This is a genomic window from Streptomyces griseorubiginosus (assembly GCF_036345115.1).
GTDB classification, from domain to species: Bacteria; Actinomycetota; Actinomycetes; order Streptomycetales; family Streptomycetaceae; genus Streptomyces; species Streptomyces griseorubiginosus_C.
On the sequence record NZ_CP107766.1, the window covers coordinates 7,467,359 to 7,486,970 of the forward strand.

Annotated in this window: 17 protein-coding genes; 8 read left to right on the forward strand and 9 right to left on the reverse strand. The window is 70.7% G+C overall.

Annotated elements, in window-relative coordinates:
• Window positions 1–80: 80 nt before the first annotated feature.
• On the forward strand, window positions 81–1,019 hold the full coding sequence (locus OHN19_RS33730; RefSeq protein ID WP_330267825.1) for a hypothetical protein: 939 nt from the start codon (window positions 81–83) through the stop codon (window positions 1,017–1,019).
• Window positions 1,020–1,219: 200 nt separating this feature from the next.
• On the opposite strand, the gene OHN19_RS33735 is transcribed toward OHN19_RS33730, so the two are convergent.
• The 3 genes from OHN19_RS33735 to OHN19_RS33745 all read right to left on the reverse strand — a co-directional run bounded on the left by OHN19_RS33735 (window position 1,220) and on the right by OHN19_RS33745 (window position 3,391).
• Complete coding sequence (locus tag OHN19_RS33735; protein WP_330267826.1) at window positions 1,220–2,017, reverse strand: SURF1 family protein; 798 nt, start codon at window positions 2,015–2,017, stop codon at window positions 1,220–1,222.
• A 48-nt stretch (window positions 2,018–2,065) separates the two neighbouring features.
• Window positions 2,066–2,299 (reverse strand): hypothetical protein, encoded by a 234-nt coding sequence (locus tag OHN19_RS33740; protein WP_079083468.1) that lies wholly within the window; start codon window positions 2,297–2,299, stop codon window positions 2,066–2,068.
• Between the two features lie 108 nt (window positions 2,300–2,407).
• A complete protein-coding gene (locus OHN19_RS33745) occupies window positions 2,408–3,391 on the reverse strand; it encodes a DEDDh family exonuclease (RefSeq protein ID WP_330267827.1) in 984 nt (327 codons plus the stop codon).
• Window positions 3,392–3,479: 88 nt separating this feature from the next.
• Here OHN19_RS33745 and OHN19_RS33750 point away from each other — a divergent pair, with 88 nt between their 5' ends.
• Window positions 3,480–4,205 carry a VIT family protein gene (locus tag OHN19_RS33750; protein WP_330267828.1) on the forward strand — a complete coding sequence of 242 codons (726 nt, stop codon included), beginning with the start codon at window positions 3,480–3,482 and terminating at the stop codon, window positions 4,203–4,205.
• Here the strand turns inward: OHN19_RS33750 and OHN19_RS33755 are convergent.
• A complete protein-coding gene (locus OHN19_RS33755; RefSeq protein WP_419249551.1) occupies window positions 4,202–7,267 on the reverse strand; it encodes an NACHT domain-containing protein in 3,066 nt (1,021 codons plus the stop codon). The two genes, OHN19_RS33750 and OHN19_RS33755, sit on opposite strands and share 4 nt — an antisense overlap.
• A gap of 149 nt (window positions 7,268–7,416) precedes the next feature.
• Between OHN19_RS33755 and OHN19_RS33760 the strand changes: the two genes are divergently transcribed.
• The 3 genes from OHN19_RS33760 to OHN19_RS33770 are packed head-to-tail and all read left to right on the forward strand — an operon-like array spanning window position 7,417 to window position 10,088.
• Window positions 7,417–8,283 (forward strand): sterol desaturase family protein, encoded by an 867-nt coding sequence (locus OHN19_RS33760; RefSeq protein ID WP_330267830.1) that lies wholly within the window; start codon window positions 7,417–7,419, stop codon window positions 8,281–8,283.
• Between the two features lie 14 nt (window positions 8,284–8,297).
• The gene (locus OHN19_RS33765; RefSeq protein WP_330269771.1) at window positions 8,298–9,008 is read left to right on the forward strand and encodes a lysoplasmalogenase; all 711 of its coding nucleotides are present in this window, start codon (window positions 8,298–8,300) and stop codon (window positions 9,006–9,008) included.
• Window positions 9,009–9,044: 36 nt separating this feature from the next.
• Window positions 9,045–10,088, forward strand: coding sequence for a zinc-dependent alcohol dehydrogenase family protein (locus OHN19_RS33770; protein WP_330267831.1), 1,044 nt, complete (start codon window positions 9,045–9,047; stop codon window positions 10,086–10,088).
• A gap of 109 nt (window positions 10,089–10,197) precedes the next feature.
• Here the strand turns inward: OHN19_RS33770 and OHN19_RS33775 are convergent, their stop codons facing one another.
• From OHN19_RS33775 to OHN19_RS33790, 4 genes are all read right to left on the reverse strand, one after another.
• Entirely contained in the window at window positions 10,198–11,202 is a 1,005-nt protein-coding gene (locus OHN19_RS33775) for a CopD family protein (RefSeq protein ID WP_330267832.1), read from the reverse strand.
• Window positions 11,203–11,312: 110 nt separating this feature from the next.
• A complete protein-coding gene (locus OHN19_RS33780; RefSeq protein ID WP_330267833.1) occupies window positions 11,313–12,695 on the reverse strand; it encodes a CoA transferase in 1,383 nt (460 codons plus the stop codon).
• A 61-nt stretch (window positions 12,696–12,756) separates the two neighbouring features.
• Window positions 12,757–14,343 carry a S8 family peptidase gene (locus tag OHN19_RS33785; protein WP_330267834.1) on the reverse strand — a complete coding sequence of 529 codons (1,587 nt, stop codon included), beginning with the start codon at window positions 14,341–14,343 and terminating at the stop codon, window positions 12,757–12,759.
• 73 nt (window positions 14,344–14,416) lie between these two features.
• A complete protein-coding gene (locus OHN19_RS33790) occupies window positions 14,417–15,955 on the reverse strand; it encodes a S8 family serine peptidase (protein WP_330267835.1) in 1,539 nt (512 codons plus the stop codon).
• A gap of 253 nt (window positions 15,956–16,208) precedes the next feature.
• Here OHN19_RS33790 and OHN19_RS33795 point away from each other — a divergent pair, with 253 nt between their 5' ends.
• From OHN19_RS33795 to moaA, 3 genes are all read left to right on the forward strand, one after another.
• Complete coding sequence (locus tag OHN19_RS33795; protein ID WP_330267836.1) at window positions 16,209–16,565, forward strand: DUF485 domain-containing protein; 357 nt, start codon at window positions 16,209–16,211, stop codon at window positions 16,563–16,565.
• Window positions 16,562–18,181, forward strand: coding sequence for a cation acetate symporter (locus OHN19_RS33800; protein ID WP_053851422.1), 1,620 nt, complete (start codon window positions 16,562–16,564; stop codon window positions 18,179–18,181). The genes OHN19_RS33795 and OHN19_RS33800 overlap by 4 nt, the downstream gene beginning before the upstream one ends.
• A 181-nt stretch (window positions 18,182–18,362) precedes the next feature.
• Complete coding sequence (gene moaA / locus OHN19_RS33805) at window positions 18,363–19,352, forward strand: GTP 3',8-cyclase MoaA (protein WP_330267837.1); 990 nt, start codon at window positions 18,363–18,365, stop codon at window positions 19,350–19,352.
• On the opposite strand, the gene OHN19_RS33810 is transcribed toward moaA, so the two are convergent.
• Window positions 19,349–19,567, reverse strand: a complete 219-nt coding sequence (locus OHN19_RS33810) for a hypothetical protein (RefSeq protein WP_330267838.1) — start codon at window positions 19,565–19,567, stop codon at window positions 19,349–19,351. The two genes, moaA and OHN19_RS33810, sit on opposite strands and share 4 nt — an antisense overlap.
• Window positions 19,568–19,612 lie beyond the last annotated feature (45 nt).

The window sequence follows — 19,612 nt, forward strand, 5'->3', positions numbered from 1 at the left end:
GCGTCACTGCTTCCGCTGCGGATCACGGGGCGGGCGCACTGCCCGCCCTGTGATCCCTCGACACTCACCCCGGGACCGACATGCTCAGACGCCGCCGCCACGCCCTGCTGGTCCGCCCCGCCCTCGATGACGACGCGCTGCACGCGACACTGACCGAGCTGCGCCCCACGCTCCAGTCGCACGGCCTCGGCGCGGGGTCCAGCCGCCCGCTCTGGCAACCGGTCGCCGAGCTGCTGCGGGACACGGGCAGGGACTGGGATCGCCGGTGGCACCGGATGTCGGTACTGGCGGGCGGACTGCCGGCCGCGGTGAGCGAGCGGTGGATCGCCGAACGGCCCGGTGACGGCGACGCGTGGGTGCTCCGGGCCTGTGTCCGCAGTGGCCGGCACTCCCCGGCCGAGGGGTGGGCCGGTGTCCGGGACGCCGAGCGGGCCTGTCTGCGGGCCGCCGAGGCGTGTCCCGAGGACCCCACCCCCTGGCTGGCCCTCCTCGACCTGATGTACCGCGCCGCCGTACCGCCGAGGGACGCCGTGCCCGTGTGGACCGAGGCCGTCACCCGGGCTCCGTGGCACCGGGGCGCCTACCACCGGCTGCTGGACTATCTGTCCCCCCGCGGACACGGCTCGGTCGTCGACATGACGGACTTCGCCCGGCAGGGCGCCGCCCGCGCCCCGCACGGCTCACCGCTCGCCCTGCTCCCGCTGGCGGCCCGCGTCGAACTGGTCGCGCACCGGCAGCGGCAGCTGCCGTTCGGGGCGGACGGCCACTGGAACGAACCCGGGGCCGGCGCCGAGATCGAGGCGGCCCTGACCGACTGGTTCCACACCGCCGCCGTACCGCACGCCGAGGCCGTCGCCGACCTCAACCTCCTCGCCTTCGCCCTGGTCCGCACCCACCGGCCGACCGACGCGGCACCGGTGTTCCGGCGGCTGGGCCGCCATATGACCCGGCACCCGTGGGAACTGCTGCCGGACCCGGAGCGCACGTTCCTGTACTGGAGGGACCGCAAGGGGGTCTGAGGGCGGCCGGCCGAGCGGCCTGGGGGATGCCGAGCGCCCTGGCGGATGTCGAGGGCCGTGGAGGAAGCCGAGTGCTCTGACGGCGGGCGGGTGCCCTGGTGGATGCCGAGTGCTCTGACGGTGGGCGCGTGCCCTGGAGGATGCCGAGCGCCCGGACGGTGCGCGAGTGCCCTGGCGGACGTGGGGTGCGCCTCGGCGCATCACACCGCGGCCGGCTCAACCTCCGCGGCGCTGTCCTGCTCCGCCTTCTCCCGGCGGTCGCGCAGCTCGCGCCGCACCAGGATGACCCAGCCGATCGGCACGCCGACCGAGAACAGCCACCACTGGATCGCGTAGGCGTAGTTCAGTGCGGCGTCCTCACTGCCGGGGTTGCCGCCGATCAGCTCGGGGGTGTCGCCCTTCGGCTCCGGTGAGATCTGCGCGATGTAGCCGCCGAGGACCTGCTTGCCGAGCCGCCGGGCCTCCTGCTCGCTGTTGATCAGCATGATCTGCCGGTCCGGCAGCCCCTTGAGGTTCTTGATGCCGCTCGCCGCGGTCGTCTCGTCGGGCATCAGCCGCCCGGTGACGGTGATCTCGCCGGCGGGGGGCGCGGGGATCTTCGGGAACGCGGTCTGACTCGGGCCGTTGGAGGGGATCCAGCCCCGGTTGACCAGCAGCACCTTGCCGTCGTCGAGGACGAACGGGGTCAGCACGTGGTAGCCGACCTCGTCGTCGGAGTTGGTGCGGCGCCGGACGACCTCCTCGGCGGCGGTGTCGAAGTGCCCCTTGGCGGTGACCTTGCGGTACCGGTCGTGCGTGGTGACCGTGTGCCCCGGCGAGGTCATCTCCTCCACGGGCACCGGCTTGGCGTTCAGCGCGTCGGTCACCAGCTGGTTGCGTGCGCTGCGCTCCTCGTAGCGGTGCATCTGCCAGATGCCCAGCCGGATCATCGTGGGGATGAGGAGCAGGGCGACCAGCGTGAGGATCACCCACTGCCGGGACAACAGGAAGCGGTACACCCCACGACGGTACCTCTCGGGTCGTGGGGTGCCTTGGGCAGGGGTGGGTCAGACCCGATCCACGATGCCCACCTTCCCCTCCGCGCGGGCGCAGTGCGCACCGCAGAACCAGTGGCCCTCGACCTCGACTCCCTGCCCGATGATCTGCACCCGGCAGTGCTCGCAGATCGGTGCCATCCGGTGGATCGCACAGGAGAAGCAGTCGAAGACGTGCACCGCGCCCTGGGCGTGCACCTCGAAGGTCATGCCGTAGTTATTGCCGCAAACTTCGCAAGTCGCCATGCGCCACAGGGTGAGCCGTGGCCGCCGTGGGGGCGAGCCGGCGCCGGGCGAGTCGTACGACAATCACCCGTCCGTCGGCAGCGGCCGTACGGTCCCCTTCGTTGCCGGTCACCCCTCCGACGCCGGCTCGACATCCCGGAGGAGCTGCCCGAAGGCCGCCTCGTCGACGACCGGTGTGCCGAACTGCCGGGCCTTGACCACCTTGGACGTGCCCGAGTCCGGGTCGTTGGTGACGAGGAGACTGGTCAGCCGGGAGATGCTGGTGGCGACATGCAGCCCGGCCTCGATCGCCCGGTCCTCCAGGAGGTCTCGCTCGGTCGAGGTGTCCCCGGAGAACGCGATCCGCATGCCCTGCTTGAGCGGCCTGCCGTCCTCGTACCGTCCCGGGTTGGGGTAGGGGCACGCGGGCCGCTTGCGCGCGGGCCGCCAACTGGTCGGCCGGTAGCCGCCGTAGCCCGCCGACTGCCGGGGCACGGCCCGGTCCGTCCACTCGGTCAGCGGCCGGCACTCGTGCAGCGGCAGGCGCACACTGCGCGCGGCCGCGGCCCGCAGACTCGGCCGGAACGCCTCCGCGAGCACGCGCGCGTCGTCGAGGGCGTGGTGCGCCCGCCGCTGTACGACGCCGAAGTGGGCGGCCAGCGACTCGAGTTTGTGGTTGGGCAGCGGCAGGCCCAGCTCCTTGGACAGGACGATGGTGCACAGCCGCTGGTTCACCGGAGCCACCCGCCCCGCGCGGGCGTACTCGCGGGCGATCATCTGCCAGTCGAAGACGGCGTTGTGCGCGACGAGGACGCGACCGTCGAGACGGGCCGAGAACTCGTCGGCGATGTCCTGGAAGAGGGGCGCGCCTTCGAGGGTGTCGCTCGTCAGACCGTGGATCCACACCGGGCCGGGATCGCGCTCCGGGTTGACCAGCGTGTACCAGTGGTCCTCGACCTCTCCGCGGGCGTCCAACCGGTAGACGGCCGCGGAGATTATCCGGTCGTCGCGGGCCAGGCCGGTGGTCTCCACGTCGACGACCGCGTATCCCTGCGGATACGCGGCCGGCCACGCTGTGGGGGAGGACGCTGCGGTCGTCTGGTCTTCGAGCATGGTCCCTGAGGATACGGCCCGGGACTGACAGTCCCTCACGGCGGCGTCGGTACCGGGCTGTCGAGGACCGGGGTGCGATCCTCCGGGGATGACCGAAGAGGGTGTGAGCGGACCGGCGCACGGCGAGGCCCACGGCGGCGGGCTCGGCACCCGCCTCAACTGGCTGCGGGCGGCGGTCCTCGGCGCGAACGACGGCATCGTCTCGACGGCGGGACTGGTCGTCGGCGTGGCCGGAGCGACGAGCGTCCGCTCCGCGTTGTTGACGGCGGGTCTGGCGGGCCTGCTGGCCGGGTCGATGTCCATGGCGGCCGGCGAGTACGTGTCCGTGTCGACCCAGCGGGACTCCGAGAAGGCGGCGCTGGCCCAGGAGAAGCGGGAGCTCCGCGAGCAACCGGAGGCGGAGCTGGAGGAGTTGACACAGCTCCTGGAGGAACGCGGCCTGTCGCGCGAGGTCGCCCGTGAGGCGGCGGAACAACTGACGGAACGCGACGCACTGCGCGCCCACGCGCGCGTGGAACTCGGCATCGACCCGGACGAACTGACCAACCCCTGGCACGCGGCCTGGGCAAGCTTCCTGGCCTTCACAGCAGGCGCGATCCTCCCCCTGCTCGCCATCGTCCTCCCTCCGTCGGACTGGCGGGTGCCGGTGACGGTGGTGTCCGTGGTGGGCACCCTGGTACTGACCGGCTGGAGCAGCGCGCGCTTGGGGGCGGCGGCACCGAGGCGGGCGGTCGTGCGGAACGTGGGGGGCGGGTTGGTGGCGATGGGGGTCACTTATGGGGTGGGGGTGCTGTTGGGGGCGGCGGGGGTCTAGTCGATGAGGAGGCGGTCCGAGGGGAAGAGGCTGGTGCCGACGACTTGGTCACAGTCGAACAGGCGGACTTCGACGCCGTTGAGAGGGGCGAGCGGGGTCAGGTCGACAGGGCCACAGCGGGAGAAGCCGACGTACTTCAAGGCGGGCAGCTCGGCTAGGGCTCCGAGGTGGTCCACCTGTTGGGCTTTGGTGAGGAAGAGCGAGGTCAGGCCCTGGTGAGGCAGAACGGCGGCGAGGTCGACGTGAGGCACGTCCAGGATCTGGAGTCTGGCGAGCGTGCAGAATGTTCCTGCGGAAAGGAAAGTCCGCCACTGCTGCTCTGTATTGACAGTGAGCCATTCGAGGGAGGTCAATGCTTCAAGCCCGGCCAGATTCATGGCGCAAGCGTCCTGCAGTAAGCCGAGGCCCGTGAGCCGTGGGGCGAAGTCGAGCTGGTTCAGGCTCGTCTCAACAGCCGCGAAATCGAAGATGAGCTGCCGAAGGTCAGGCAGTTCGGATAGAGGAGCCAGCGAGAGTTCTCGGAGCGGCTCATATATATAGAGCTGATTCAACGGAAGACCCGAGAGTGTAGCGAGATCCGTGACAGCTCTGCAGCGGTTGAGGGCCAGGCTGCGAAGGTGCGGTAGCTCTCGCAGGGGTGAGAGATCACTGATCAAATCGTTGTGGCCGAGCGTCAAGTGTTCCAGTGGCGAGTGTGCGAGGACAGCTGGAGGAATTCCGTGGTTGCCGTTCAGGAGCAGCATGGTGAGTTGAGGGAGGCGTGGTAGGAGAGCGAGCTTCTCGACGTGATCCACCGTGAGCATCTGCCCGGCCTCCACGGTTCCTTCGAGCACTGCCTCGAAAAACTCGATCGTGTCGAACGAGGGCCAGGCGAGGTTGAGTTCAGAGCGTACGGACAGTCGCTGATCCGTGCGAAACCTTCTGATGAACTCCAGAGCCGCGTCACCCCCGATCAAGCGGGCAGTGCGTACCACTGCCGGTGCCTCGCGTTCTGTCGCCTCATCGGGGCCCGGCAGCAGCTCCAAAACCAATTCCCCCGCCTTGGCCAAGGGCTCCGCCTGTTTTAGAGATTGCGGCGGCAACAACTCCGAAGTCCGCCGCTCGACCTCCCCCCGCACCTCGGGATCCAACTCCGACGCATGCTCCAGACTCGCCGCCGCCAACAAGACCAACCGCTCCCGATACCGGCGCACCTTGTCCGCCCGCCGCAGCAACTGCCGTAACAGCCGGGCGCGTTCCTCCACCCGGGCATGCCCCACCGCCATTCGCACGACGTCGTCCCACTGGTCGTCATGCGCGTTCCGCACCAGCACCCCGAAGTCCCGCGCCTCCACGGCTGCCTTGGCACCCAGGTAGTCCTGGAACGTTCGGTGGACGAAGTCGACATACCCCGGCACAGGTTCCCGCAGCAGCCCGCTGCGGATCAGCAGATGGGCGAAGACCTGCCCGGCATCCCCCTGCTCCCGCACCTGCGGCATCGCCGCCAGCCACTCGTCGAGCATGGCGACGACCTCTGCCCGGGCCGCCTCCACCTGGCCGTTGCGGATCATCCAGTACGCGAGCCTCTGCAACAGCGCCGTCTGCTCGTCCCGCGAAAGAGACACTCCCTCCACCGAGGTGATCTCGCGTTCCGTGTCCCGCCGGACCAGCAGCATGTCCAGCGCAGCGTCGTACAACTCCTTCCTGGCGCGCGGCAGATGCATCCGCCGGTCCCGGTGGAGGGCGCACAGCAACGCGCACATCAGCGGATTCGTCGCCAGCCGCCCCAGGTCCCTACGGGTGGTCAGCGCCTCGCCCAGACTCGTCTCGTACCGCTCCAGCACCGACCGCTCCGACTCCGGCCCGCACTCCTGGCGGGCCGCGTCGTGCCAGTGCCGCACGAACGCCCTGATGTCCTCGCGCTCCATCGGCAACAGGGTGTGCGCCGCGAAGCCCTGCGCCGACAGCCAGTCCTCGGGGACCGCGGAGGGACGGGTGGTGACCACGTACCGCGCCCGGGGGAACGCCGTGAGCAGCGACTTCAGCCACTTCTCGGTCCGCTCACGAAGCCGCGTCGGCACTTCGTCGACCCCGTCGACCAGCACCAACGCCCGCCCGCTGGTGAGCAACTGCTCCACCCAGCCGTCGGGGGCGCGCAACGGCACCCCCGAAGCCGGCAGGAAGTCCTCGGGCATCGGCAGCCCGTCCGGCGTGTGGAAGGAGCGCAGCCGCAGCACGAACGGCACGCACCGGTTCCAGTCGGCCAGCTGCGGACCGAAGCTCTGCCGGGCCGCGTTCAGCGCCAGCCACTGGAGCAGCGTCGACTTGCCCGACCCGGCCGGTCCGCGCAGCAGCAGTCGGTGACCGGCCGTTGCGAGCGCCTGCTCCACCTTCACGGGCGCCGGCGCCTCCGGGGGCATGCCCTCGCGCTGCGGCTCGTACCGCCGCTCCCCGCTGACCGCCAGGCTCAGATACGCCGTGTCCAGCTCCCACTCCGCCCGTCGCCGTCCGCCGAGGGTCACTCCGAACAGCTCCAGCCGGGAGTGGGTGTCGGCGACGAACCGCGTGTACCGCCCCTCGAAGTCCGGCCTGGCCGACGTGGGCCGTGCCTTGAGCAGCTCGCCCGTCCGCCGCGTCTGCTCCACCGCGGCGCGCGCCGCGAACGACGGCTGCGCGGTCAACTGCTCGACGATGTGCTCGCAGCACAGCCCGAGCAGCTCCCGGTACAGGTCCTGGCCGGGGCCGGCCAAATCGTCGACCTGGCGCCGCAGCTGATCCGCCAGCCGCCCGGGATCCAGGTCCACCGCGAACAACCGCTCGGCGTCCAGGGATCCCGCCGCCGCGAACGTGTCCTGCACGGCCGCCACCGCGGCCAGTCGCTCGTTCTCCGGCACTGAGGCGTACGCCCCCGCGATCCGCCCGCCCAGCACCTGCGCCAGCCGTTCCGGCCCCGCCGGCTTCGGCAGCGGCCGTACCGGATCCGGCACGAGACCCGCACCCGACCGTGGCGCCAGGGCCGTCTTGGCCACGGTCTGCACCACCGTCGACGCCAGGCGAACCAGTACGACCTCGAGTCCCTGCATCCCCGACCTCCCCCTCCCCTGCCTCCGCAGCGTAGGTCCACCCACTGACACCCTTGGTGGAGATCACCAAGAAGCAAGCGCGTACCCCCGGAAATACTTGTGGGTAACAACGTCTAGCCGTGCCCCACCGCCGGTTCTACGGTGCACGCATGCCGAACCTCCCCGATGTCGTGGTCTGGTCCATACCCGCCTTCGTGCTGCTCACCGTCGTCGAGGTGATCAGCGTCCGCATCCATCCCGACGAGGACGCGGCGGGCTACGAGACGAGAGATGCCGCCACCAGCGTCGGCATGGGACTCGGCAGCCTCTTCTTCGACTTCCTCTGGAAGATCCCCATCGTCGCGATCTACACGGCGATCCACGAACTCACCCCGCTGCGCGTCCCCGTCCTGTGGTGGACGGTCCCCCTGATGCTGCTAGCGCAGGACTTCTTCTACTACTGGTCCCACCGTGGCCACCACGTCATCCGCATCCTGTGGGCCTGCCACGTCGTCCACCACTCCAGCCGGAAGTTCAACCTCACCACCGCGCTGCGCCAGCCCTGGACGAGCCTGACCGTCTGGCCGTTCTACGTCCCCTTGATCGCCGCGGGAGTCCACCCGGCCGCGCTCGCCTTCTGCTCCTCCGCGAACCTCGTCTACCAGTTCTGGATCCACACCGAACGCATCGACAAGATGCCCCGCTGGTTCGAGTTCGTGTTCAACACCCCGTCCCACCACCGCGTCCACCACGCCTCCCAGGGCGGCTATCTGGACCGCAACTTCGGCGGGATCCTCATCGTGTGGGACCGCATCTTCGGCTCGTTCGTCGCGGAGACCGTACGGCCGGTCTATGGGTTGACCAAGAACATCAACACGTTCAACCCGATCAAGGTGGCCACCCATGAGTACGTGGCGATCATCAAGGACATCAAGAAAGCACGGAGTTGGCGCGAACGGGCGGGCCGAGTCTTCCGGGGGCCCGGCTGGGGGCCGGCACCCGCACCGGACACCGCCGAGGAAACCGTGCCCGCGTGAGAACCCCGAACACCATCAGCAGCTACGGTCCTCGCCGCAGTCACCTCACCCACCGCGCCCCTCTCGCCCTCCTCACCGCCTTCGCCCTCACCGCCACCGTCGACCTCACCTCCCTGGCCGTCGGCTTCCACGGCGGCCACACCGTCGCCAAGCCCCTCCTGATGCCGCTGCTCGCCGCCTGGGCGGCCACCCGGGGCGCACCGCGCCTCCTCGTCGCGGCGCTCCTGTGCGGCTGGGGCGGTGACGTCCTGCTGCTGTCGGACGCGGACCCGGCCTTCCTCGCGGGCATGGCCTCCTTCGCCGCGGGACACGTCTGCTATCTCGCCCTCTTCGCCCGTCATGGCACACCACGCGCGCGAGCGGCCCTCCTGGCCCCGGCCTACGGCGTGGCCCTCGGCGCCACAGTCACCCTGCTGTGGCCGGACCTGCCGGCCGACCTCCGCGTCCCCGTCGCCGGCTACAGCACCCTGCTCGTGGCCATGGCCTGCACCGCCGCCCTCCGCCTCGGCCCCGTCGCCGGAGCGGGCGGCGCCCTCTTCCTGCTCTCGGACACCCTCATCGCCACCGGCGTCGCCGACTGGCCCCAGCTGCCCCGACCCGACCTGTGGATCATACTCACCTACATCGCCGCCCAGTTCCTGCTGGCCAGCGGCACCCTGCGAGCCCCTGAAGCGCGCCCGGGGCCGATGGCGACGTACGGTGAGGTGCGCTCGACCACCCCCTGAGCGCCGTCACGCCCTCGCACGAGAAGGACCCTCGCCATGCGCGCCACCACCATCCACGCCCCGTACGACATGCGCGTGGAGGACGTCCCCGAGCCGGTGGTGCAGCTGCCCACCGACGCCGTGCTGCGGGTGCTGCGCGCCTGCATCTGCGGCAGCGACCTGTGGGCCTACCGCGGCGAGGCGGCCCGGCAGCCGGGACAGCGGATCGGACACGAGTTCCTCGGCGTGGTCGAGGAGACCGGCTCCGAAGTCGCCACCGTCAAGCGCGGTGACCTCGTCGTCGCGCCCTTCATGTGGTCCGACGGCGTCTGCGACTACTGCCGAGAGGGCCTGACCACCTCCTGCGAGCACGGCGGCTTCTGGGGCTCCGTCGGCTACGACGGCGGCCAGGGCGAGGCCGTACGCGTGCCTTACGCCGACGGCACCCTCGTACGGCTGCCCAAGGAGGCGGCCTCCGACGGCCGTCTGCTGTCCTCCCTGCTGACCCTGTCCGACGTCCTGGGCACGGGTCACCACGCGGCCCTCGGCGCGGGAGCCCGCCCGGGCGCCACGGTCGCCGTCGTCGGCGACGGAGCCGTCGGTCTGTGCGCGGTGCTCGCCGCCAAGCGGCTCGGCGCGGAACGGATCATCGCCCTCGGCCGCCACCAGGTCCGCACCGACATCGCCCGGCGCTTCGGCGCCACCGACGTCGTCGCCGAGCGCGGGGACGCCGCCGTCGAGGCCGTACGCGAACTCACCCGCGGCCAGGGCGCGCACGCCGTCGTCGAGGCCGTCGGCACCGAACAGTCCATGCGTACGGCGGTCAACATCACCCGTGACGGCGGCGCCATCGGCTTCGTCGGCGTGCCCCACGGCAGCGGCACCGGCGTCGACCTCGGCGTCATGTTCGACCGGAACATCGCGCTGCGCGGCGGTGTGGCGCCGGTCCGCGCCTACATCCCCGAGCTGCTGCCCGACGTCCTGGACGGCACCGTGGACGCCTCGCCGGTCTTCGACATGACCGTCGACCTGGAGGGCGTCCCCGACGGCTACAAGGCCATGGACGAGCGCACCGCCCTGAAGGTCCTCGTCACCAACTAGCGGTCACCGGCTGCTCGGTGTCGCATCGGTTGCCCGGTTCCGCACCGACCAGCCGGCGCTCGGTTCCGCACCGACCAGCGGGCTCACCACCGCATCGACCAGCCGCCGCTCACCATCTGATCGGCAGCGGCAACGCCGTCAGCAGACCCGACACCACGACCACCAGCCCCAGCGCGGCGACCTCCACGCGCGCGGGGACGCAGGCCGCCAGTGGGTCGGGGGCGCGGCGCAACCGCAGCCGGGCGCACAGCGCGAGCGCCGCGACGACCACGACGAGGAGCACCTTGGCGAGCAGGGTGCGCCCGTAGGCGGTGTCGGTCAGCTGTGTCAGGACCGTGCCGGACGGCATCCGGCGCAGCGAGCTCCACACCCCGGTCGCGGTCACGCCGGCGAGCAGAACGGCTGCCACGCGCGCGTAGCGCCCGAACAGCGCCACACCCTGCTCCACAGGGCCCCAGCGGCGCAGTGTCCGCAGCACATGCAGCAGTCCACCCGCCCACAGCGCGGCGCAGACCAGGTGAACCAGCGTCAGCCCGGAGCCCACCAGCGCGGTGTGCTCGGCCGGGGGATGCGCGCGCAGCGCCTCCGCCACGACCACGGCGCCCAGGGGCCACACCTGGACGGCGGGCCGTGCCGAGCGGGCGCACAGCCCGGCCACCAGGAACGCGTTGACCTCCAGCAGGGCCAGCTTGCCGTCGCGCGAGGCGTACAGGCCGCCGACGTCGATCTGGGCGAGGCTGTGCGGCACGCGGTTGCCGGTCGCGACGACCGCGGCGAGGCCCAGCGCGGCGACGGCACCGGCGGCGGCGTAAGAGGCCCAGGAACGCGGGCCGTTCGGGGGAGCGCCCGGTACCGAGCGGGCGAGCCGGCGCACGAGCAACTCGCCCAGCGGCACGCACAGCGCCCCGAACAGGACCGCTCGCAGGAGGGCCACCCCGGCGGTACCGGGCGCGGCGGCCTCCCCGGTTTCGTGCAGCGCGGCGGACGGGCCCAACAGGGGTATCGCCACGGCCAGGGTCGCCAGCACGAGGACGGCGGCCGCGCGGCCGACGCCGGGGCGCCGCGCGGGCCCGCTCGCGTCAGCCGTCTCGGCGGTGGGTCTGGTCAGGGTCACCTGACGATCCTGACCAGAACGGACAGAACGGGCAACCGAAAGGAAACAAGTGGGAGTGCGGCATTCCGTGCACCGGTAGGTTCCCGGTCCCGCCGTCCACTCGGCCGGGCTCAGCCCCAGCGCGCCGCATCCGTGCCCCACGGCACCGGCGGCCGGTCCCAGTCCACCGGGCCGCCCTCGAAGGACACCGGCGACAGCGCGTACCGCAGCCGCCCCAGCGCACTGTCCGTCTCCGAGAGCCAGGGCTCAGGACCGTCGTAGGGCGCGCACTCGGCGTCGCCTGTCACGGCCTCGCCCGTCGCCCGTTCGCCCGTCACCGGTTTGTTCGGCACCGGCGACCCGACCTCCTCACCACCCACCCCCTCCATCAGCCAAAGAGCCGTCCGCGCCAGGGCCAGCCGCACGAACCGGCTTCCACCCTCCCGCGCCTGCTCGTTCAGCGCCCGCAGCACGGCCGCCGCCAGCAGATAGCCGGTCCCGTGGTCGAGAGCCTGTGCGGGCAGCGCACCCGGGCGTTGTGCCGAACCCTCCAGTACGGCGATCCCCGTGGCCGCCTGCACGAGGCTGTCGAAGCCCCGCCGCTCGGCCCAGGGTCCGTACGTGCCCCACGCCGACAACTGCGCCACGACCATGCCGGGTCGCCGCTCCGCCAGCGCCTCGGGGGACAGTCCGAACCGGTCCAGGGCGCCCGGCCGGTACCCGGTCACGACCACGTCCGCCGCCCCGAGCAGCTCCTCGAAGGTCCGTCGGTCGGTGGCCAGGTCGAGGGTCGCCGACCGCTTGCCGAAGCCCGTGTCGGCGTGCTGGTCGGGCAGTTCGGGAAGGTGCGGCGCGTCCACGCGCAGCACCTCCGCGCCGAGCAGGGCGAGCGTGCGGGTGGCGACCGGACCCGCGAGGACCCGCGTCAGGTCCAGGACCCGCAGACCGGCGGCCGGCAGCAGGGGAGAGGTGTCGACCGGCGCGAACGCACGCGCGCGTGCCGCGTCCAGCCGCCCCCGCTCGACCAGGGGCCGCTTTGCCACCTCGACCGCCTGCGGATGCGCGGCCCACTCCTCCGGAGAACGCAGGGCGACAGCGAGGCCGCCGGCCGCGTACACGGCTTCCTCGACGTCCAGAGCGGTCCGCTCGACGAGTGCCGCCTCCACGGCCGTCACGTCGTCCGGCACTCCCAGCGCGTCCAGGAGCCGCACGCGGTGATGCGGATAGTTGGCGTGGGTCCGCACCCACCCGTCCGCCGTCCGCCAGAACCGGGACAGCGGGGCGAAGTTGACCGGGGCGCGACCGTCGATCAACAGATGACGCTCGCTCAGGAAGGCGGCGGCGACCGCTCCGTCGTCCACCCGCACAGTCGGCATCTCGGCGAGGCCGGCCCGCAGCGACCCCAGTTGGGCGGCGGCCAGCGCGCACTCGCCCACACAGGCCCGCGCCAGCTCCTGGACGGGAAGGCGCCCCGGAAGAGCGCCCTCCCGCACCACAAACTTGATTCCAGTCATGACTGCACTATGCAGTATTGACGGAATCAATATATGGACCGACCTTGATCGGTCCGTACTTCTACTTCGTCACCGCGTCCAGCGCGTCCACCGTGCCCCAGCCGTAGAAGCCGTTGCGGTTCTTCGACCCCTCGCACACCGCGTCGACCTTGCCGTCGCCGTTGATGTCGTACGGGTCCGTGCACGCCGTGGCGTCGGCCTCCGCGTACAGCAGCGCCTTCACCAGGGCCGGCGGGGCGTACGGGTGCGTCGACTTGATCAGGGCGGCCACGGCCGCGACGTGCGGCGACGCCATCGACGTACCGGCCATGTAGCCCCACTTGCCGCCGGGCAGCGTGCCCAGGATCAGACCGCTGGTCGCGGGGGGCGCGGGCGTCTGGTAGGCCGTCGAGTCACCGCCGGGCGCGGCCACGTCGATGACCCCGAGACCGTAGTTCGAGAAGGACGACTTGATGCCCTTCGCGCCGGTCGCCGCGACCGTCACGACACCCGGGAGCTGCGTCGGTATGTCGAAGCACTCCGACGGGTCGATCACCCGGTCCGAGGGCGTGCCGTCGTTCGGCGAGACCGGGTCGGTGATCTCGTCGGCGGCGAGGTCGTAGTTCTCGTTGCCGGCCGCGGCCACGTTCACCACGCCCCGCTTCTCCGCGTACCGCGAGGCCCGGGTGACGGCGTCCACGAGCGCCTTCTGGTCCGGGTCGTCGGTGCAGTTGAAGTACCACGGGTCGGTGTAATAGCTGTTGTTGGTGACGTCGACACCATGGGTGGCCGCCCACATGAAGCCGCACACCACGGCCTCCGTGTAGAAGTAGCCGGCGGTCGTCGACACCTTGATGCCCGCCACCTTCACGCCCGGCGCGACACCGGTCATGCCGACGCCGTTCTTGGCGGCCGCGATCTCACCGGCCACGTGCGTACCGTGCGGGCTCTCCGCCGCGCTCGGCCGCCACGCCCCGTCGGTCGTGTCCGGCTTGCCCGTCACGCAGTTGACCGACGCGGCCCGGTCGAAGTTCGGCGCGAGGTCCGGGTGGGTGTCGTCCACGCCGGTGTCGATGACGGCGACCGTCACCTTGCTGCTGCCGAGCGACTTCTCGTGCGCCTTGTCCGCCTTGATGGCGGGCAGGTCCCACTGCAAGGACTCCAGCGGGTCCTGGCCGGCGTCGGCCGCGGCCTGCGCGGCGGCCATCTGCGCCGAGCTGAGCGCCTTCGGCGTGCCCTCGTCGGTCGTCGACTGCGCGGGCAGCGGCGCGTTGCGGGTGTTGCCCGCCGACTCGATCCCGCGGACCTTGCGGATCGTCTTCGCGAAGTCGGGGTTCGACGAGTGGACGACGATCACGCCGATCTGGTCGTACGACGTCACGATCGTGCCGCCGGCCTTGGCGATGGCCTTCTTCACCTGGGCGGAAGGACCGTGTCCGGCGCGGACGTTGACGACATAGCTGAGCGCCGTCCCGTCCGCGTCGGCGGCGGCGAGGATGTCGTCGGCGGCGCCGCCGGCACCGGCCGAGGCGCCGGGCACGCCGGTCGTGGTGCCGGGCAGACCGGCCGCGGACGCCGTGGCTCCCGGGAGGAACGCCATGGCCGTCGCGATGGCCATGCCGAGCGGGAGCGCGAGCGCGCGCCGATGGCGCGGGTGGGGCCCTGTCATGATGAAAGTCTCTCCAGTTCGTTCTCGGGACAAGCGGTCCGTGCGGGTGGTGCCGTGGGTCCGGTTCGGCGGGTCACTTGACCGCGCGCAGCGCGTTGACGATGCCGAATCCGTAGAAGCCGTTGACCCGGGTGCCGCCCTCGCACACCGCGTCCTGGGTGCCGTTGCCGTCCTGGTCGTAGGAGGCCGGGCAGCTCGTGGCGTTCGCCTGCACCTTGAGGAGCGCCTGGAGCTGGGCCGGGCTCGCCTTGGGATGCGTCGACTTCAGCAGCGCCGCGACGCCCGCGGCGTGCGGCGAGGCCATCGAGGTGCCCTGCAGGAAGCCGTACGCCCCGTTGGGCAGGGTCGACAGGATGCGGCCGTTCTGCGACGGGGTGTCCGGGATCTGGTAGAGCCGGTCGCCGCCCGGCGCCGCGACGTCGATGACGCCCTTGCCGTACGAGGAGTAGTACGACTTGAGGTTCTTGACGCCCGTGGCGCTCACCGTGACGACGCCCGGGAGCTGTGTCGGCACGTCGAAGCACTCGTGCGGGTCGACGGTCCGCTCCACCGGCGTGGAGTCGTCCGGGCTCGTGGTGTCGACGATCGCGTCGGAGTCCAGGTCGTGGTTGGAGTTGCCGGCCGAGGCCAGGCTGAGCGTGCCCTTCTTCTGGGCGTACAGCTGCGCCCTGTTGACCGCATCGACGATGGCCCGCTGATCTGGATCGTCCATGCAGTTGTACATCCATGGATCAACGTAGTAGCTGTTGTTCGTGATCTCGACGCCGTGGTCGGCCGCGAACACGAACGCGCACACGACGCTCTCCGGGTAGAAGAGTCCGTCGCTCGGGTCGGTCACGTTGATGGCCGAGACCTTCACGCCGGGCGCGACCCCGGCCACGCCGATGCCGTTGCGCGCGGCGGCGATCTCACCGGCCACGTGGGTGCCGTGGTAGTCGTCCGCGGTGTACGGCCGCCAGGCGCCCGGGGTGGTGTTCGGGACACCGCCGTCGCAGTTGGCGGACTGGGCCGCGGAGAAGTTCGGCGCGATGTCGGGGTGGGTGTCGTCGACACCGGTGTCGATCACGGCGACGGTCACCTTGCGGCTGCCCGGGTTGATCTTGGCCGCCTGGTCGGCGCCTATCGCGCGCAGGTCCCACTGGTCGGCCTCGAGAGGCTCACTGTCCGGGGCGGCGGCGGAGGCCTTCGCGACCTTCGCGGCCTGCGCGTCCGACAGCACCTGGACCGCGCCCTCGTCCGTCGTGCCCGCCGGGGTCAGGGCCGAGGTGCGGGTGGCACCGGCCGACTGCACCCCGCGCACCTTGCGGATCTTCTGCGCGAAGTCCGGGGCGGAGGAGTGGGCGACGATCACGCCGATCTTCTCGTAGGCGATCACGACGGTGCCGCCGGCCACCGGTATCGCCTTCTTCACCGCCGCGATCGTGCGGTGGTCCACCTTGGTGTTGACGACGTACGACAGGTTCGTCGCGTCCGCGGCCTGAACCGCGGTCTCCCCGAAGGGCGCGGCCGAGGCCGCCGCGGGCAGGAAGCCGAGCGAGGCCGTGAGGGACAGCACGACCGGAACGGCGAGCGCGAGGCGGTGTCTCGAACGTCTGGAACGCGGCTGGGACATGGGGTCTCCACATCATCCGGAAACGAAACCGGCCCGAGACACAGGTGGCGCTCGGGCAGGTACATGACGGGTGGTGCAGCCCGAAGCTATCTCCCGAAGTCGCTGGCCAGCAATGACTTCCCCAAGGTGAGTTCGGAAAGAAGCAAAGCGAGTTGAACCGGTCCCAGCGCGGCGCCGTGACCTTGAACAGGGAACGCGAGGACACTCGCCCCCGATCCCCGTCACAACCGCACCCGCAACGCGAGGAGACCCCGTGTCCACCGACGCACCGCCACCCTCGAAAGAGACCCATAAACTCCCCACCACCGCGGAGTTCACCGAGGTTCAGGAGAGCGCGGAGTTCGGTGAACTGCGCCGCTCCTACCGCTCCTTCGCCTTCCCGCTCACCGTCGGCTTCATCGCCTGGTACCTGCTGTACGTCCTGCTGTCCAACTACGCGGGCGACTTCATGGGCACCAAGCTCTTCGGCAACATCAACGTCGCCCTGGTCCTCGGTCTCGCCCAGTTCCTGACCACGTTCCTCATCGCCTGGTGGTACTCGCGCGTCGCCGCCGCCAAGTTCGACCCCAAGGCCGAGGCCATCAAGTCCCGGATGGAGGGCGGCGCATGAGCCCCGCGATCACCCTTGCCGCAGGCGAGGCCAGCGAGCACCGGCCGCTGATCATCAGCCTGTTCGCCGTCTTCGTCGTCGCGACCCTCGTCATCACGGTCTGGGCCGGACGCCAGACCAAGGACGCCTCCGACTTCTACGCGGGCGGACGGCAGTTCACCGGTTTCCAGAACGGCCTCGCCGTCTCCGGCGACTACATGTCCGCCGCGTCCTTCCTCGGCATCGCGGGCGCCATCGCCCTCTTCGGCTACGACGGCTTTCTGTACTCCATCGGCTTCCTGGTCGCCTGGCTCGTCGCGCTGCTCCTGGTCGCGGAACCCCTGCGCAACTCCGGCCGCTACACGATGGGTGACGTCCTCGCGTACCGGATGCGCCAGCGCCCGGTCCGCACCGCGGCCGGCACCTCGACCATCGTCGTCTCGATCTTCTACCTGCTGGCCCAGATGGCGGGCGCGGGCGTCCTGGTCTCGCTGCTGCTCGGCATCACCAGCGACGGCGGCAAGATCGGCATCGTCGCCCTGGTCGGCGTCCTGATGATCGTGTACGTCACCATCGGCGGCATGAAGGGCACCACCTGGGTCCAGATGGTCAAGGCCGTCCTGCTGATCGCGGGCGCCCTGCTGCTGACCTTCCTGGTGCTGCTGAAGTTCGACTTCAACGTCTCCGACCTGCTCGGCTCCGCCGCCGACAACAGCGGCAAGGGCGCGGCCTTCCTGGAGCCGGGCCTGAAGTACGGCGCCACCGGCACCACCAAGCTGGACTTCATCTCCCTGGGCATCGCCCTGGTCCTCGGCACCGCAGGACTGCCGCACATCCTGATCCGCTTCTACACGGTGCCGACCGCCAAGGCCGCCCGTAAGTCGGTCATCTGGGCCATCGGCCTCATCGGCGCCTTCTACCTGATGACCCTCGCCCTCGGCTTCGGTGCCGCGGCGCTCATCAAGCCGGACGAGATCATCGCCTCCAACAAGGCGGGCAACACGGCGGCGCCACTCCTGGCACTGCATCTGGGCGGCGTCGACTCCAACTGGGGCGCGATCCTGCTCGCCACCATCTCGGCGGTCGCCTTCGCCACGATCCTCGCGGTCGTCGCCGGCCTCACCCTGGCCTCGTCCTCGTCGTTCGCGCACGACATCTACGCGAACGTCATCAAGCGCGGTCAGGCCACCGAGAAGCAGGAGATGAGCGCGGCCCGCTGGGCCACCGTCGGCATCGGCGCGGTCTCCATCCTGCTGGGCGCCCTCGCCCGCGACCTGAACGTCGCCGGACTCGTCGCGCTCGCCTTCGCGGTCGCCGCCTCGGCAAACCTGCCGACGATCATCTACAGCCTCTTCTGGAAGCGGTTCACCACCTCCGGGGCCCTGTGGTCGATCTACGGCGGTCTCGTCACGGCGGTCGGCCTGGTGCTGTTCTCCCCGGTCGTCTCCGGCAAGCCCACCTCGATGTTCCCGGACGTCGACTTCCACTGGTTCCCGCTGGAGAACCCGGGCCTCATCTCGATCCCGGTCGGCTTCCTGCTCGGCATCATCGGCACCTACCTCTCCAAGGAGGAGCCGGACAAGGGCAAGTACGCGGAGCTGGAGGTCCGGTCCCTGACCGGCACCGGCGCCCACTGACCCGCCCCTGAGCGGCGCACCTGACCAACGCACCTGAGCGGCCGTGTCGTAGATCTCTACGACACGGCCGCTTCGTACGTCGTGGGATCGGGCACTGTCGTTGTCAGTGACGTCACGTAGGCTCGCAAGTGACGGAAAAAGATGAGTTCCGCACTGATCCGCGACGAGGGAGGGGGCCCACGTGCTCATCGACACCTATGGCCGGCAGGCCACCGACCTGCGGGTCTCGCTGACCGACCGCTGCAATCTGCGGTGCACGTACTGCATGCCCGAAGAGGGCCTGCAATGGCTGGCCAAGCCGGATCTGCTCACCGACGACGAGATCGTCCGCCTGATCGACATCGCCGTCACCTCCCTCGGCATCGAGGAGGTCCGCTTCACCGGCGGCGAGCCCCTGCTCCGCCCCGGTCTGGTCGGCATCGTCGAGCGCGTCGCGGCCCTGGAGCCGCGCCCCCAGATGTCCCTGACCACCAATGGCATAGGCCTCAAGCGCACCGCGAAGGCCCTGAAGGCGGCCGGCCTGGACCGGGTCAACGTCTCCCTGGACACCCTGCGCCCGGACGTCTTCAAGACCCTCACCCGCCGGGACCGCCACAAGGACGTCCTGGAGGGCCTGGACGCCGCCCGCGAGGCGGGCCTGACCCCGGTCAAGGTCAACTCCGTCCTGATGCCCGGGCTGAACGACGACGAGGCCCCGGACCTGCTCGCCTGGGCCGTGGCACACGACTACGAACTGCGGTTCATCGAGCAGATGCCGCTGGACGCCCAGCACGGCTGGAAGCGCGACGGCATGATCACCGCGGGGGACATCCTGACCTCCCTGCGGACCCGCTTCGACCTCACCGAGGAGGGCGCGGAGAAGCGCGGATCGGCCCCCGCGGAGCGCTGGATCGTCGACGGCGGCCCCCACGTGGTCGGCGTCATCGCCTCGGTCACCCGCCCCTTCTGCGCGGCCTGCGACCGCACCCGCCTGACGGCCGACGGCCAGGTCCGCACCTGCCTGTTCGCCCGCGAGGAGACCGACCTGCGAGCGGCCCTGCGCTCCGACGCCCCGGACGAGGAGATAGCCCGCATCTGGCGCGAGGCGATGTGGGGCAAGAAGGCGGGAGCGGGCCTGGACGACCCGTCGTTCGTCCAGCCGGACCGCCCGATGTCGGCGATCGGAGGCTAGGCCTCTTCGGGCGCCTGCCAGTCCTCGAACTTCACGACATCCTTCAGAAAGCCCCGAACCCCGAGGAACTGCGACAGGTGCTCCCGGTGCTCCTCGCACGCGAGCCACGTCTTGCGCCGCTCCGGCGTATGGATCTTCGGGTTGTTCCACGCGAGCACCCAGACGGCGTCGACACGGCAGCCCTTGGCGGAGCAGATCGGGGTCTCGTCACTCACGGATTTCGTCTCACAAGTGGGGTGGAAAAGGCGACGCCGAGCAGC

Coding starts and splice junctions, on each gene's coding strand:
- OHN19_RS33755 (WP_419249551.1), bottom strand. CDS start 7,267: ATGCAGGGACTCGAGGTCGTACTGGTTCGCCTGGCGTCGACGGTGGTG.
- OHN19_RS33780 (WP_330267833.1), bottom strand. CDS start 12,695: ATGACTGGAATCAAGTTTGTGGTGCGGGAGGGCGCTCTTCCGGGGCGC.
- OHN19_RS33770 (WP_330267831.1), top strand. CDS start 9,045: ATGCGCGCCACCACCATCCACGCCCCGTACGACATGCGCGTGGAGGAC.
- OHN19_RS33730 (WP_330267825.1), top strand. CDS start 81: ATGCTCAGACGCCGCCGCCACGCCCTGCTGGTCCGCCCCGCCCTCGAT.
- OHN19_RS33740 (WP_079083468.1), bottom strand. CDS start 2,299: ATGGCGACTTGCGAAGTTTGCGGCAATAACTACGGCATGACCTTCGAG.
- OHN19_RS33785 (WP_330267834.1), bottom strand. CDS start 14,343: ATGACAGGGCCCCACCCGCGCCATCGGCGCGCGCTCGCGCTCCCGCTC.
- OHN19_RS33800 (WP_053851422.1), top strand. CDS start 16,562: ATGAGCCCCGCGATCACCCTTGCCGCAGGCGAGGCCAGCGAGCACCGG.
- OHN19_RS33790 (WP_330267835.1), bottom strand. CDS start 15,955: ATGTCCCAGCCGCGTTCCAGACGTTCGAGACACCGCCTCGCGCTCGCC.
- OHN19_RS33760 (WP_330267830.1), top strand. CDS start 7,417: ATGCCGAACCTCCCCGATGTCGTGGTCTGGTCCATACCCGCCTTCGTG.
- OHN19_RS33745 (WP_330267827.1), bottom strand. CDS start 3,391: ATGCTCGAAGACCAGACGACCGCAGCGTCCTCCCCCACAGCGTGGCCG.
- OHN19_RS33750 (WP_330267828.1), top strand. CDS start 3,480: ATGACCGAAGAGGGTGTGAGCGGACCGGCGCACGGCGAGGCCCACGGC.